Source organism: Priestia sp. YIM B13551 (assembly GCF_042787905.1).
Taxonomy (GTDB): Bacteria; Bacillota; Bacilli; order Bacillales; family Bacillaceae_H; genus Priestia.
Map to the genome: position 1 here is coordinate 51,987 of NZ_JBHZOX010000007.1, position 14,687 is coordinate 66,673.

General features: G+C 38.2%; 16 protein-coding genes and 1 riboswitch. Of the genes, 8 read left to right on the forward strand and 8 right to left on the reverse strand.

Features of this window, described 5'->3' with window-relative positions; translation table 11 throughout:
• Positions 1–8: 8 nt before the first annotated feature.
• From ACFX4N_RS25040 to ACFX4N_RS25065, 6 genes are all read right to left on the reverse strand, one after another.
• The gene (locus ACFX4N_RS25040) at positions 9–548 is read right to left on the reverse strand and encodes a PepSY domain-containing protein (RefSeq protein WP_013055078.1); all 540 of its coding nucleotides are present in this window, start codon (positions 546–548) and stop codon (positions 9–11) included.
• A 133-nt stretch (positions 549–681) separates the two neighbouring features.
• The gene (locus tag ACFX4N_RS25045) at positions 682–1,257 is read right to left on the reverse strand and encodes a PepSY domain-containing protein (RefSeq protein WP_192101036.1); all 576 of its coding nucleotides are present in this window, start codon (positions 1,255–1,257) and stop codon (positions 682–684) included.
• A 72-nt stretch (positions 1,258–1,329) separates the two neighbouring features.
• Positions 1,330–2,676 (reverse strand): HAMP domain-containing sensor histidine kinase, encoded by a 1,347-nt coding sequence (locus ACFX4N_RS25050; protein WP_053488227.1) that lies wholly within the window; start codon positions 2,674–2,676, stop codon positions 1,330–1,332.
• 3 nt (positions 2,677–2,679) lie between these two features.
• Positions 2,680–3,411, reverse strand: coding sequence for a response regulator transcription factor (locus tag ACFX4N_RS25055; protein ID WP_272767659.1), 732 nt, complete (start codon positions 3,409–3,411; stop codon positions 2,680–2,682).
• 42 nt (positions 3,412–3,453) lie between these two features.
• The gene (locus ACFX4N_RS25060; protein ID WP_301264115.1) at positions 3,454–5,208 is read right to left on the reverse strand and encodes a sensor histidine kinase; all 1,755 of its coding nucleotides are present in this window, start codon (positions 5,206–5,208) and stop codon (positions 3,454–3,456) included.
• Positions 5,205–5,930: a response regulator transcription factor gene (locus ACFX4N_RS25065; RefSeq protein ID WP_057245292.1), complete on the reverse strand. Its 726-nt coding sequence runs from the start codon at positions 5,928–5,930 to the stop codon at positions 5,205–5,207. The genes ACFX4N_RS25060 and ACFX4N_RS25065 overlap by 4 nt, the downstream gene beginning before the upstream one ends.
• A gap of 170 nt (positions 5,931–6,100) precedes the next feature.
• On the opposite strand from ACFX4N_RS25065, the gene ACFX4N_RS25070 reads away from it, so the two are divergent.
• The 7 genes from ACFX4N_RS25070 (at position 6,101) to ACFX4N_RS25100 (ending at position 12,889) form a co-directional block, all read left to right on the forward strand.
• On the forward strand, positions 6,101–7,315 hold the full coding sequence (locus tag ACFX4N_RS25070) for a DUF418 domain-containing protein (RefSeq protein ID WP_192101038.1): 1,215 nt from the start codon (positions 6,101–6,103) through the stop codon (positions 7,313–7,315).
• A 36-nt stretch (positions 7,316–7,351) separates the two neighbouring features.
• Positions 7,352–8,035 carry an ABC transporter permease gene (locus ACFX4N_RS25075; RefSeq protein ID WP_057275211.1) on the forward strand — a complete coding sequence of 228 codons (684 nt, stop codon included), beginning with the start codon at positions 7,352–7,354 and terminating at the stop codon, positions 8,033–8,035.
• 1 nt (position 8,036) lies between these two features.
• Positions 8,037–8,969: an ABC transporter ATP-binding protein gene (locus ACFX4N_RS25080; RefSeq protein ID WP_377263225.1), complete on the forward strand. Its 933-nt coding sequence runs from the start codon at positions 8,037–8,039 to the stop codon at positions 8,967–8,969.
• Positions 8,970–9,115: 146 nt separating this feature from the next.
• Positions 9,116–9,709: an undecaprenyl-diphosphatase gene (locus tag ACFX4N_RS25085; protein ID WP_025752866.1), complete on the forward strand. Its 594-nt coding sequence runs from the start codon at positions 9,116–9,118 to the stop codon at positions 9,707–9,709.
• Between the two features lie 152 nt (positions 9,710–9,861).
• Entirely contained in the window at positions 9,862–10,281 is a 420-nt protein-coding gene (locus tag ACFX4N_RS25090) for an organic hydroperoxide resistance protein (protein ID WP_013055083.1), read from the forward strand.
• A 101-nt stretch (positions 10,282–10,382) separates the two neighbouring features.
• Positions 10,383–10,565: riboswitch (cobalamin riboswitch) on the forward strand.
• Between the two features lie 133 nt (positions 10,566–10,698).
• Complete coding sequence (locus ACFX4N_RS25095; RefSeq protein WP_013055084.1) at positions 10,699–11,496, forward strand: HoxN/HupN/NixA family nickel/cobalt transporter; 798 nt, start codon at positions 10,699–10,701, stop codon at positions 11,494–11,496.
• Between the two features lie 229 nt (positions 11,497–11,725).
• A complete protein-coding gene (locus ACFX4N_RS25100; RefSeq protein WP_013055085.1) occupies positions 11,726–12,889 on the forward strand; it encodes a M20 family metallopeptidase in 1,164 nt (387 codons plus the stop codon).
• A 69-nt stretch (positions 12,890–12,958) separates the two neighbouring features.
• Here the strand turns inward: ACFX4N_RS25100 and ACFX4N_RS25105 are convergent, their stop codons facing one another.
• Entirely contained in the window at positions 12,959–13,381 is a 423-nt protein-coding gene (locus ACFX4N_RS25105; RefSeq protein WP_025601701.1) for a DoxX family protein, read from the reverse strand.
• A 305-nt stretch (positions 13,382–13,686) separates the two neighbouring features.
• Between ACFX4N_RS25105 and ACFX4N_RS25110 the strand changes: the two genes are divergently transcribed.
• On the forward strand, positions 13,687–14,211 hold the full coding sequence (locus ACFX4N_RS25110) for a type 1 glutamine amidotransferase domain-containing protein (RefSeq protein ID WP_013055087.1): 525 nt from the start codon (positions 13,687–13,689) through the stop codon (positions 14,209–14,211).
• 45 nt (positions 14,212–14,256) lie between these two features.
• Here the strand turns inward: ACFX4N_RS25110 and ACFX4N_RS25115 are convergent, their stop codons facing one another.
• The gene (locus ACFX4N_RS25115) at positions 14,257–14,496 is read right to left on the reverse strand and encodes a hypothetical protein (protein WP_013055088.1); all 240 of its coding nucleotides are present in this window, start codon (positions 14,494–14,496) and stop codon (positions 14,257–14,259) included.
• Positions 14,497–14,687: the final 191 nt, after the last annotated feature.

Here is a 14,687-nt window from a genome sequence, read left to right on the forward strand (position 1 = left end):
TTTTTCTATTAATCATCTATTTCTACACTGATCACGCCGCCGTTTTTGGCATCTACTGAAACAGTTGCTTCACGTTTATCGGCTGTGTCAATTTCAATTTCATATACTAAACGGTTGTTTTCTTGGTCTAGATCCGTTTCATTGACGGTTCCTTTAGCGCTCTTTAAAGCTGTTTTTATCGCTTGATCTAATGAAATAGCAGGGGAAACGTTTTGAAGTTCCTCTTCTTTCTCATCTTCACCGTCTTTTTGCTCTTCATCAAATTCAATGATTTTACCGCTGCTGCTGTCAATGTCTACATCGTATTCTTTATTACCTTTTGTGATGTCTACTTCATATTGTTTAACGCCGTCATCTACGGCTAATTGGATATTTGTAATGTCGCCGCCGTCTGTTTTTTGAAGGGCAATGTCTTTTGCCTTTGCTTCTTCAATCGTTGTGGTTTGCTTCTTATCATTGCTTTTGGACTGGTCTGTCATTGCATATGCGCTTGCACCTAATCCACCGACTAGTACTGCACTGGCTAAAACGGTTGTAATAACTTTCATATGTTATGGCCTCCTCGATTTGTTGTTAAGACTATCTTAGCTAATGAACTTTAAAGGAAAAGAAGAAGAAGTTTAAAATTTTCTTAGAAATAAATAAAAATGGATAAAAAAAGCACAGCTTTCCGCTGTACTTTTAATCATCGTCATTTTCATAGGTGAGGGAATCTACATGTCCGGAGTAAGCATTTATCATCACTTTAGCTTCTCTTGTTTTAGACTGATCAATTTCGACTTCGTAAAAGGTTTGGCCTTCTTCCTCTTCTATTTCAACTGAAGAAAACGTTCCTTTTACTTTTTGTAAAGCAATGTCTCTTGCTTGTTCCATTGAAATGAGAGGCTCGTCGGATGTAGGAGAAACTGGTGGTTGCTCGCTCTTTTTTTGCTCTTCTTCTGTATTATTTTTAGTTTGAGTAGACGTTTGTTTCTCTACTTTTTGTTTGATTAATGACTGGACTTCTCCATTTTCTCCATTTACTGTGATGTGGTATGGAATATCATCTTTAAGCAAAGTGATTCGATAAATCGGTTCATCATCTTTTTGAGAAAAGCTTGCATTTTCAATAGTGCCGCCATATTTTTGCTGAATCATACTGCTGACGTCAGATTCGGATAAAAGTGTATCAGGACGATTCACTGCTTTTGCTATTCCGTAAAAGCAAGCTGAACCAACAGCAAGAAAAATAAGTATAAAAAGCACCGTTTTCTTCATACATTCACCTCCAGTATCTTAAAAAGTAGTATAGCAGGCAATTCTTAAAAATCTCTAAGAAAAGGCGAGAAATCAAAGAGGAAAGGAAACCGTTACTGATGTCCCTTTTCCTTCTTGGCTGTTAATCTCAATACGCCCGCTATGAGCTTCTACAATCTTTCGAGCAATGGATAATCCAAGTCCAGAACCACCGGTTTCTCGATTTCTTGCTTTATCTACGCGAAAAAAGCGTTCATACACGTTTGATAAGTCTTCTTTTGGAATACCAATTCCTTGATCTGTGACCGTAATCATAAAGCTTTTGCTTCTTGTTATGGTTACCTCTACCGCTTTTTCACTATATTTAATGGCATTATCTAAGAGGATGTACAGCAGCTGCTTTAAGCGTTTTTCATCCGCTGTTACGACGGGATGATCCGTTTTTATATTTAAATAAATGGTTCGTTCAAAGGCTTGTTCTAGATGCTTGATTGTTTGGTTACAGACGGCCGCCGCATCTACGTGTTCCATGTGAAGCTCCCACTGCGACTCATCTTTCGCAAGCACCAGCATTTGAGACGTAAGCTGTTTCATGCGTAAAGACTCAGAGTGAATAGCTTCGATGGCTTCTTCTAAAATATCCGGCCGCTTCATTCCCCAGCGTTTTAGCATATTGGCATAGCTTTCTACAACGGTCAGGGGTGTTTTTAATTCATGAGAAGCATCGGATACGAACTGCTCTTGTTTTTTATAGTTTTCCTCTAATAAATCCATCATATTATTGAAGGTGTTGGCCATTTGATCTAACTCATCTTTAGAAGGAGAAGAGAGGTCAATTTTTTTGAATGTGCGAGACACTTGAATTTCTTCCATAGTATGAATAAGAGATTTGATAGGCCGCAAAATAATTTTACTTAAAAGCCGTCCAGCAAATATAGTTGGAATTAATATAACAAGAGAGGCAATGAGCAAGATAAATTTTAATGTCTGCAGAGATTGTTCCACATCTGCCAGTTGTTCCGTGACTTCCAAAGAAACAACTTCACCGTTCGTCCAAATGACAGGGGTGTGTGAAATCGCGTATAGATGGCCGTCATCTTCTTTGATGCTTGTTTGTTCATTTGAATAATAGGAATAAGGTAAGTCCTGAAGCTCTTTCGTTTGATCCGTAACGGATACAACTAAAGGACTGCCGGATTTGGGTAAAATACGAATCATCCCGTTAGGAGGCAAATAGGCACGAAGCAAATTGGCTTGTTTAACCGTCGCACTTGTTTGCTTTAGCCCATTTGTTACATTGCTTGTTTCTGCTTGCAAACGTTCAATTGCGTTGTCTTCCATGGTCTTCTTGAAAATGAAGTAAATCGAACTGTTTGCAATTACTAGTAAAATAAAAAGCAGCGCAGTTGATGTAAGAATAATCTTTGTTTGTAGTTTCATAAGCTACTCCTTCAGCATGTAGCCAACGCCGCGCACTGTTTGAATGTAAGGAGTTGAAAATGAAGCATCAATCTTTTTACGTAAATAACGAATGTATACGTATACAATATTTGTGTCTCCGTAATAATCAAATCCCCAAACGTTTGTAAGAAGCTGTTCAAAGCTCAGCACTTGATTTTTGTTTTGAAGCATATAGACAAGCAAATCATATTCTTTAGGAGTCAGCTCAATAGCTTCATTTTCACGCGTAACTTCTCGCGTTTTTTCGTTAACGACTAAATTGCCTAGTTGAAGAGTGGCCGTTTCTTGTTCAGCAGGCGATGTTGATGCAGGATGGCGAAGCCATACGCGAATGCGTGCAAAAAGCTCTTCAATTTGAAAAGGCTTTGTAATGTAGTCGTTCGCTCCTAAATCTAGTCCGCTTACCTTATCAGGAAGGGCGTCTCGAGCTGTTAATAAGATAACGGGCGTTTGATCATCATTTGCTCGAATGCGACGAAGTACTTCGAGTCCGCTCAGTTCAGGAAGCATCACATCTAAAAGCAGCAAATCCCAATCGTGTTCTTGAAACTCTGCCAATCCTTCTGTTCCAGTGTAAGCCATGCCCGTTTCGTACCCTTCATGTTCAAGCTCGAGCTGAATTAAACGAGCAATTTTGCGCTCATCTTCTACAATTAAAATTCTGCCTTTACTCAACAAAAATTCCCCCTTGTGTCTATGTATAGTTGCGTACATTATAGCACGGAGAGATTGGAGGTGTATAAAAACAGCCGGAGGTTAGTCCGGCTGTTGATCTGCTGAAAGAGGAAGGTGCAAGATAATGGCAGTGCCTTCGTGAAGAGTAGATCTTACTTCGATATGTCCTTTATGAAGTTCACAAATAGCTTTTGCGATGCTCATGCCAAGTCCAGCACCTTCTGTTTTTTCGGTTGTATTTGTGCCGCGGTAATAGCGGTCAAATAAATTTTTCTGCGTTTCTTCATCCATTCCAATTCCATCATCTTGAATCGTAATCAAGACGCAGTCACTTTTTATCGCGGTCGAAATCGTAATGGTAGTGTTCTTAGGGTTATGTTTAATAGCATTAAAAATTAAATTATCAAGCATTCGTTCAAACCAGCGCGGGTCAGCTTGAATAAAAGGTTGAAGATGAGCGGGCACATAAGAGAAGTGAACATTTTCAATGGTTCTATCGTTAACGAATTTTAAAACAATATGCTGAAGTAATTGATGAACGTCCACTTTTTTTGTTTCTAAAACAACCACGTTATTTTTAAGCTTAAAGGCCAATGAAAAATCCTCTACAAGCTCCACCATGTATTCACTTTTATCACGGAGTGTTTGGCCAATTTCTTTTAACTCTTCTTCGTTCCAATTGTAATGGCCGCTTTCAAGCATATGCCCATATCCTTGAATCGTTGAAAGAGGTGTGCGCAAATCATGTGATATTCCCGTCATCCATTCTTCGCGAGTAGTTTCTAGCTGCTTTCGTTCTTTTTCAGCTAAGCTAAGCTGCTCCGCCATCTCATAAAAAGCTGTGATTACTTCTGAATACAAACGATATTGTAAGCGTACTTTTCCATTCTTCCGAAAGACGCGCTTCCGCTCTTTTTCTGTTAGCACTTCTGAATAGTTTCCGCTTCCCATGCGCCCGAGCCAGCTCGTGAAGAGAAGTAAGGGGCCACCGTAACGAAAAGCGTTCCAGATGGAAAAAGTGATAGTGGCTATAAGAACAGAAACAGCCACGATAATGGAGATCATCCAGGCTGTTCGAATAATAGATTCATCGGTTATACTGTGGTAATTATTGGGAGTGTAAAAAATCCATGAAATTTTCTTCTTCGAGTCATGGAATACAGTAGCTGTTGAATCATATTTATCTTGTTCAATTTTTCGGGAAATAATTTCTAAAGGATCGTAATGTTTTTTTTCTTTAGGCATTCTAATGGAAGCTAAGATATCACCGTTATCATTTAAAATTTGAAGCGAAGCATTTTTTTCTTTTAACGCCTTTTTGATAAGAGGGATATCGCTTTTTGGAGGCACACCTTCTTTATTATAGTTAGCATACATAGCATATAGCTGGTCTTTTAAATCACTTTTATAGCCCAAAATATAATAAGTAGGTGTAGTCAAAAAGGTATCAAGTTCTGTTACTACACTATAGCCTCTAAATTTCTTGGTTTTATCCATTTCTAATAATTCGGAAAGACCGTATTGGTGGGGCAAGTCTTTTGGGGAGTTAATTTCTCCAATTACTTTTCCTTGTTTGTTCAGCACTTGATACCATAGTCCTTCCTGTTTAAGCTGTTTTGCTAAATCTTCTGAAACGTTCGCTTTCCCGTTTTTAACCGTTGTGTCCGTAGTTAATACGCTAAGTGATCCAGAGGGCAAGTCTCTTTTGATATCTTGCTTTGTAAGGTAATAGCCTAGAAATATTAAAGCGCAAAAAAGAATGCAGCAAACACATGCAATAATCGCAATAAACTGAAATGAAAAATGAAAGGTCAACCTTCTTTTAATTGATTTCATAGCGCTTTTCCGTTCACTAATTTATATCCAAGTCCGCGCACCGTAACTAAATGCTTTGGACTGCTAGGATTATCTTCAATTCGTTCTCGAATTCTTCGAATATGTACGGTTACTGTATTGTCGTCTACAAACTGATTGTATCCCCAGACGGCTTCAAGCAGCTGTGATTTAGAAAGAACAATATTCATATTTTTACAAAAGTGAAGAAGCAATAAAAACACTTGTGCGGGGCAAGAAACCGTTTGACCGTCCACAATGAGTTCTCCTGCCGATTCATCTACAGTAAAACGATCAAACTCATAGCGATTTGATGATTGTGGTTCCGTTCTTATAGAAGTTCCTTCAGTCAGTGCTTGCTTTCTGCGCAGTCGTGCTTTAATTCGTGCTGCAATTTCTAAAGGATTAAACGGCTTAGTTACGTAGTCGTCTCCTCCCATGGCGAAACCCGTTAGTACATCCAAGTCGGATACTTTGGCTGTTATGAATAAAATATACGCGTTTGAGAGCTCACGAATTTTAGGACAGATATCAAATCCGCTTTGATCGGGAAGCATTACGTCCAACAAAATAATATCAATTGTTTGATTATGTAAAACATCCAGTGCTTCTTGAGCGGTGTGAGCTTTATAAATTTGGTTGAATCCTTCTTTTTTTAATACTGTCTCCAGCATTTTGACGATGGCAATTTCATCATCAACTAGCAATATAGACGCATCTTCCAACGTAAATCACCTCTGTTTCATTTCATACGTATTCGATTTTAGCATAAGAACATTACGAAAAGATTAACAAAATTGGAAAATGTTAAAGAAAAGATAATCTCCCGTTTATTTTCTTGAAAACTTCATTTCATATACTAAATATACAGACACATAGTAAAGGAGTTAAAAGGATGAGTAATGATTTTAGGCGGGTTAAAGTAATTGATAGTATGAGAGGATTCAGCTTGTTTGGTATTTTACTAGCGAATATGCTGATTTTTCAATATGGTATTTACGGAAAGGATATGACTCATCTCTTCTCGCTATCACCAAGTGATTCAGCAGCCTATGTCTTTTTAAAAGTCGCGGTAGAAGAAAGTTTTATGCCAATCTTTACTTTTTTATTTGGTTATTCAATGGTGAAGATGAAAGAAAGCTTAGAAAGAAGGCAGTTAGGAGTAAAAAGGCATTTCTTTCGCCGCTTTCTTCTGCTTCTAGGGTTTGGCCTACTGCATGGAGTACTTTTATGGGAAGGAGATATTCTTACATTTTACGGAATGATGGGGATATTTTTATTAGTTTTCTTTTTAAACCGTAAAGCTAAAACGCTGTTGGTATGGGCATCGATTTTACTAGTTCTTACGGGAGCAGCTGGTTACGGTTCATTAAACGATAATATGTATCTTCTTAGTGATAAACAAACGCTTACCACATACGTAAAAGATACGATTCATGTGTATGGAAGTGGAACTTATGAACAAATTAAAGACCACCGCAACAACGTTGATCCGATGAATATAGCAGGATATAAATTTGCTTTTGCCTTCTTGTTTACGCCATTTATAATGGGCGCTTTGTTTTTATTTGGTATGTACGCAGGAAAGAAAAAGTGGTTTTACGACGCTTCAGCTAATCAAAAACAGTATGGCCGTTGGGCAGCCGCGCTGATTCCGCTTAGCTTGCTGTTAAAAGGAACTATGTACGTATGGCCAGATGCTAATTGGGCTGGTTCTACACATATGTTAGGTGGGAGTCTCCTATCTCTTGGTTATATTGCAGGTTTTGCTTGGGTATATGCGAAATGCGAGAAGTCATTTTTGATGAAGGCTTTTGAAAGCGTAGGCAGGATATCGCTTAGTAATTATTTAATGCAAACGGTTATATGCACGACGATTTTTTACGGTTATGGATTAGGTTATTTCGGAAAGCTCGGCATGATAGCAGGGATTTTTGTCTGCATAGGTATTTATGGAATTCAGCTGATCGGCAGTTATATGTACGTGCAAAAATTCCAAACTGGACCGGTGGAAAAGCTGCTGCGCATATGGACAAATTTTTCTTGGAGTGGAAAGCCAAAAGAGAAAAAAGCTTTACCGATAGAAGTAAATCATCCTTTTGTTGGATGATAGGGGTCAAACTTATGTGAAAAGGAGATTTTAAAAATGTGGGCTATTAGTGTAAAAGAGTTTCAAAGCTTATTTAAAAGTGTTAAATCAATTATCGTTATTTTAATCGTATGCGGTGCTTCCTATGGAATAGCCCATATAGTTAGTCAACTTGGAGGTCAACTGACGAGTGCACAGATTCGAGATGGAGCCAACGGGGGAATTTTGGTGATGCTTCTCGGGTTCGGACCTTTATTTATTTCAAGTCTTTCTCATAATGTTATTAATCAAGAAATTAAAACAAGAACAGCAAGGTTTTTAGTTACCAAAACATCAAGAGAGCGTATTGTACTAGGGAAATTCTTAGGTATTTGTTGTTTCTGGCTTGTTTGTATCTCTATTTCATTTCTACTGATTGCGTTTATTTCACATCATGTTTCTTTTTATATATTTTTAGAGTGCCTGCTATTCACCGTTTGTATCATTTCATTTGTTTTAATGCTTTCAGCTTTAATGCCAAGCCCAACTCATACTATGTTTTTATCAATTATTTTATCGTTTGTTCTACCGGTACTGAGTGGATGGAGCATATTTTCATCAAAAGCGTACATTGCATGGTTTAAGTATGTGACACCTTACTACTATTTAAAGCTGGAGAAAGGGTATCTAACAGTTCTTCTTATTTTTGCAGCACTTTGTTTATGTACGGCACTTTGGAATTTTAAAAGGAGAGAAGTATAATATGTATGCCATTGAAACAAGTAAATTAACTAAAAAATATGGATCTAAAACAGTTGTTAACGGTATTAATTTACAGGTACCACAAGGAGAAATTTACGGGTTTTTAGGAAGAAACGGAGCAGGAAAGTCTACCTTTATTAATATGCTTACCGGCGTTTCATTTCCTTCAGCAGGAGAATTTACGCTGCTGGAACAGAGTGATATTGATTTAGAGCTTCAGAAGAAAATAGGTGTGCTTCCTGACTATGCTAACTTTTATGATGAGATGACAGCGCTCAATCATTTGCGCTATTTTTTAAAGATAAACGGCCATCGTTTTTCGAAAGAACACTGTAGTAATGTACTGAAGAAAGTAGGATTAGAAGGACATGACCATCAGAAAGTTGGAAAGTTTTCATTTGGAATGAAAAAGAAGTTAGGAATTGCTCAAGCAATTGTAACAGACCCAGATCTTATCTTTTTAGATGAACCAACTTCTGGAGTAGATATTGAATCTGCTCTCTACATTCATGAACTAATAAGAGAACTCCAAAATCAAGGCAAGACAATTTTTATGACGTCTCATAATTTAAATGAAGTTGAGAAGATTTGTACACGTGTAGCGATTATGAAAAATGGGGTCATTTTAATAGAAGGTACAATGGAAGAGCTGCGCTTTCAATATCAAGCGAAAAAAACGGTGATGATCAAACATGATCCTTATCCAAACAGTCACAAAGAATACATTCAACAGTTTTTCCGTACGTTGAGTCCCGAAGTTGAATACCATCACATGTACACAAAAGTGATGCTTCAAAAAGAAAGAAATATTCCTCTTATTATTCGCGAATTGATTCAATGCGGCATCGACATTTATCAAGTTCACGTCGAAGAACCTTCTTTAGAAGAAATCTTTTTGCAAAAAAATATTGTGGATCACTCACAGGTGAGTTAATGGGCGAAAGGCCGTTGATTTACTACTCAGCCTGAATACATTATTTATAAATACCAGTTAGGAAGCTTCTGACAAAAACATGTTCATTTTCTCAAGAAACTGATAAGATAGCTAATGACATTTAAAAATAAGAAAGGATTTCGATTATGTTATCAGCTATTAATTCAGTAGATTATACCATTTTCCATGCGGTGAATCAGTACGCTTCGCATGTGAAGTTTGTAGATTCGCTGATGGTATTCTTTGCAGATTATGCCCAGTACGTACTTATCGTTTTACTCGGTTTGTTTTTACTTATTAATAAAAACGGCAGCCGTGTTGTAGCATTCCAAGCTTTATGTGCTTGTGCCACCGGAGTCATTATCAATAAAGTGATTAGTTTATTTGCTTATCGAGATCGTCCGTTTATCTCTCACCACGTGAATCAGCTTATTGATCACGCCGCAAATTCTTCATTTCCAAGCGATCATGCTACATCTGCATTAGTTATCACTTTTACCATTTGGCTGCATTTCAAACGTTCAGGGCGCATGTGGGTTGTCATGGGCGTACTCATTGCCTTTTCACGCGTATGGGTTGGCGTTCATTATCCATTCGATGTGTTAACAGGAGCCGTTTTAGGCTGCGTGCTGGCGCTGTTTATTCATTATGTTATTTTTAATACGAAACTGATGAGGGCTATTACCAACTTGTCTATTTTTCGAAAATCAGCTTATGACGAACAGTCTCAATATTATTAAGAAAAAGTCGCAAATACGCGGCTTTTTTTATTGGGAAATTTTTAATGTATTTAATACTTGTTTTTTAAAATTAAATTGTGTACAATTAAATTACAGAAACGATAAATAAAAAACTTTTAATAAAATTAACGAAAAAGAGGAGAGGTTTATACATGAAAGCTTTATATGAAACAACAGTCGTTAACACAGGTGGAAGAACAGGGGAAGTTCACTCTTTAGATAACATCTTTAACTTAGACGTTGCAACACCTCCAGCGCTTGGTGGAGAAGCAACAACAGCAACAAACCCAGAGCAGCTGTTTGCAGCTGGATACAGTGCTTGTTTCAACAGCGCGTTAGAATTTATGTTGAAAAAACATAACGTAGAAATCAAAAGCAGTGAAGTAAAAGCTACTGTTCAGCTGCTTCCTGATAAAGCTGATCAAGGAGTGAAAATTGGAGTAGCGCTTGAAGCTCATATCGAAGGCTTAGATTTAGAAACAGCGAAAAAATATGTAGACCTAGCTCACTCATACTGCCCGTATTCAAAAGCAATCAGCGGTAACGTAGACGTAACGGTAGAAGTAGTTTAATTGCTTTAAAAAGCCTAAGCATGTAAAGCTTAGCAGGGCTTTTTTATTTGAATTTTCTCTATTCATTTGTAAGAAGTACTAGTATAATGAGGAAGAAAATGAATCATTCGCACAGTTTAGGTGCTCTTACATAGCGTAAGAGGTAACAGGGAATCGAGTGCAAATCTCGAGCGGTCCAGCCACTGTAAGCAGGGAGTTTTCTATCTTATCGTCACTCAAAACGGGGAAGGCGGTAGAAAATGATGATCTCAAGCCAGGAGACCTACCTATTCTGTACACTTGACTCTTCTAGGAAAGAGGCGGTGTATCAAGGTACGCAGTGAGCAATTGCTGTTTATTTTCATATGCCGACACATCCTCAATTTCTATAGAATTGAGGCTTTTTTACGTTTTATTTTAAAAAAAGGAGTGTAGGAAATGGAAGGTTTATCAGTTTTTTTACTTGTCTTTTTATTAGGAATCAGGCACGGATTGGATGCAGATCACTTAGCTTTTATTGATGGCCAGACTCGATATAATTGGCGAATGGGCAGCCGTTTTGCCCCGTGGGTCGGAACGCTGTTTTCACTAGGTCACGGAGGAATGGTGGCCGTCACGGCCGGAGTGCTGGGCGTGGTGATGAAGAATTTTACGTTTCCATCGTATTTCGATCATTTTGCATCTTGGGTATCCATTATCTCTCTCTTTCTAATCGGGACATTAAACACATATCATTTGCTTCGAACCAAAAATAAAGAGGAAGAGTTTCAGCTGAGCGGGTTAAAAGGAAAGTTTATTCCGAAAATCGCAAAAGGAACAACGAATCCTTTTTTAATTATTCTTGTAGGAGCATTGTTCGCTTTAGCAGCCGAAACGGTCAGTCAAACGGCCGTGTGGTCTCTAGCTGTAGGGAACGCAGGCAAGTATACGCCGCTTTTGTTAGGACTAGTGTTTATGTTTGGTATGATGCTTACAGATACAATCGATTCGATGATTGTACATAAAATGGTGAATGAATCGAGTAAATTTGGACAATCTGCTTCCCGCTTGATGGGCTGGGTTATTGTTGTCCTCGCGTATGGTGTGTCATTCTATTTAGCATTCACTTTCTTTAACCCATGGGCCGAAGTAAACTTTGAAATGGTTGGCGTTATTCTGTTTATTTTTTTAGTGTCTATGTTTGTTTTTGTGAGTGTGAAGTCAAAAGGGAAAAATATTAAAATAAATGTCAATTAGTCAAACGAAAGCTTTAATCTGATGAAGATTGAAGCTTTTTTGTATGAATTTGTTGAAGTTTATGGCTATTTTCGGTCGGTTATGAATAAGTTAAAGTATTATCTGTATTTAAAGGATGGAAAATTGTCTGAAAACCATTATAATTAAGGATAATTTAAGGTCGTTATGTGAAACGTAGAACATAGTTATACGTACGATAAATAAAAGCATTTAATGCAAGCAGCAGGGGTTGTTTGGAGGAGGAATTGATTTGAGTCAGGTAATGGTAGAACAAAGCGTGTTTAGTTATTTAAAAGAACACGAACAAGAGATGCTTGAAGATTTAGTTGGATTTGTGAAAAAAGAATCACCGTCCTACAGTAAAGAGTTAGTAGATCAGTGTGGAATGTATTTAACGCAGCTGTTTCATAAACGGTTAGGGGTAGGATACGAAATCATAGAAGAAAAAGAAGTAGGAAACCATTTGAAATTTACGATTGGAGAAGGAGAAAAGCAGCTTTTAATTATCGGTCACTTTGACACGGTATGGGAAAAGGGAAGGCTGAGTCTAAGAACAGAGGGAAACAAGCTGTACGGTCCGGGAATTTTAGACATGAAAGGCGGCATTGTGCAATCTATATGGGCGATTAAAGCGATTCAAGAGCTTGGCTTATCGCTCGATAAAAAAATTGTGTTTTTCTGCAATTCGGATGAAGAGATTGGGTCAATTTCTTCTAAAAAATACATTGAAGAAGAAGCACAAAGGAGTGAAGCAGTGCTAGTAGCGGAACCGGCGGTGGCGGGTTCAGGCGCGTTAAAAACGTCGCGCAAAGGAGCGGGAATTTTCACCGTGAAAGCATGGGGACGAGCAGCACACGCGGGTAATCACCACAAAGAAGGAATCAATGCGATTGAAGAGCTGGCGCGCCAAGTGATTTTCTTGCAGGGCTTAACAGATTATGAAAAAGGTACAACGGTGAACGTTGGGACATTTACGGGAGGCAGCGGTACAAATGTAGTGCCGGAATATGCAGAAGCGCACGTGGATTTACGTGTTTCTACAGAAGAAGAAGCAAAACGCATGACGGATATTATTTTGAATTTAACACCCATTTTAAAAGGGATTAAGCTCGAAGTAACGGGAGGAATGAATCGTCCCCCGATGGTCAAGTCTAAACAAACGGAAGAGCTATTTGAATGTGCTCAATCAATCGCGGCCAAACTGGGTATGAAATTGGAAGAAGCAGCTGTGGGCGGCGGAAGTGATGGCAATTTTACAGCGGCCATTGGTGTTCCCACGTTGGATGGATTAGGAGCATGCGGAAAAGGAATACATGCGGAATATGAACATATTCAAATTGATACGTTGTCCGAGCGTTCTTCTTTATTTGCCAATTTGCTGCTGCAAATATAAAAAAAGCCCGCCTCAAACGGCGGGGACTAATCTGAAAGCTTATATTGGGAGAGTATAAGCTTTCTTTTTTTATTTACTGCTTTCTTCTTGAAGAGAAAAGGCAGTTTCTTTCTTTTTGAATACCACTGCATCAAGAGCAAGGAACTGGCTTCCTGCAAGAAATAAGTGAGCAGACATGGCAATTAAGGCAATATCAAACTCAAACCCGCCAACAAATCCGCTTTTAAGCTTGGCTGTAAAAATGGCGCCAAGCATAACTGCCACAAATAAAGCAGATACGACTCTTGTTGCTAGGCCAAGAATAATAAGAACCCCACCTACAAGTTCAATGGTTGCAACAATATATGCCATGAAACCAGGGATTCCTAAGCTATCGAAGAACCCTACTGTATTTTCAATCCCGCCTTGCCATTTTTGAAAGCCGTGTACTAAAAATGTAAAACCTAATACTAAACGAATAATAAGTGAACCAATTTCGACGTTTTTATTCACTTTACTTCCTCCTTTAAGTGTGTTTGAAAAACACTACATTATGTAGTGTAAAAGCCCGAAAAAAGAAATGTAGTAATTAAATCAGAAAGTCTTTCTTATTTGGATAATTTTACAACATTATGAACATCACACTACACATTGTAGTGTGATGTTTGTCCCCAGTCAAGTGAAAATATAAAATTAGACCATTTGGCATACAAAAATTTTCTGAAGAGCACTTGAAAAATCCTTTAATTATGTACAAGTTAGTCCCTTATTTTCAATCTTATTCTCCAACATGCTATACTGATGGCGGAGGTGTTACGATGCGTTTAGAAAATAAAAGAGTTATTGCGCTTGTTAGTGCAGACTTTGAAGATCTAGAACTATGGTATCCAGTGATGCGTCTTCGAGAAGAAGGAGCAGAAGTACATTTAGTTGGAGAAAAAGCAAACGAAACGTACATGGGGAAATACGGTGTTCCAGCCGTATCGGACTACGCTTTTAAAGATGTTGATCCAGCTGAATATGACGCTATTTTAGTACCTGGAGGCTGGGCGCCGGATAAACTGCGCCGCTACCCTGAAGTAATTGAAATGGTTCGTCATATGGATGAACAGCAAAAGCCAATCGGCCAAATCTGCCATGCAGGATGGGTATTAATCTCTGCAAAAATCTTAGATGGCCGAAACGTAACAAGTACGCCAGGAATCAAAGATGATATGGAAAATGCGGGAGCTATTTGGCATGATGAAGCAGTCGTAATCGACGGTCACATCATCTCAAGCCGCCGTCCGCCAGACCTTCCTCCTTATGCAAAAGCATTTGCTGATGTACTAGCAGAGCAATAAGAAAAAGCCGAAACCAGTGTGGTTTCGGCTTTTTTGTAAGATCCGCTAAAAAAGAAATGATAAAGTAAATAAAAAACCATCATTAAAAAAGCGAGCAGATGCATCTGCTCGCTTTTGTTCGTGTTTCTTATCAGTAACTTGCTTTTGCAAGTGTAAAAACAAAATGATTACTTTCTTTATAAAATCCATGATTACGGTTTTTGTATGTTTCGTTGTTGTTAGGGCACAATTAGCATTGATTGTGCTTGCATGGATTTCATCCATTGCCGCGGTTTGTTTTTCCACATGATCGATTAACCTAAACGACGCAAGCCCTACCTCTCTTGCATCCTTACGGCTCCGAAGCCGATCCAGTGTGAATAAGTTTTGTTCAAAGACATGTGTCGAATGCCAGTATTTTTACCTTGCATTGTACGATACATCCTTTCAAGTTACTTTCACTATGTCCAGCTCTTAAAGAAAAGCCAGAAATATAA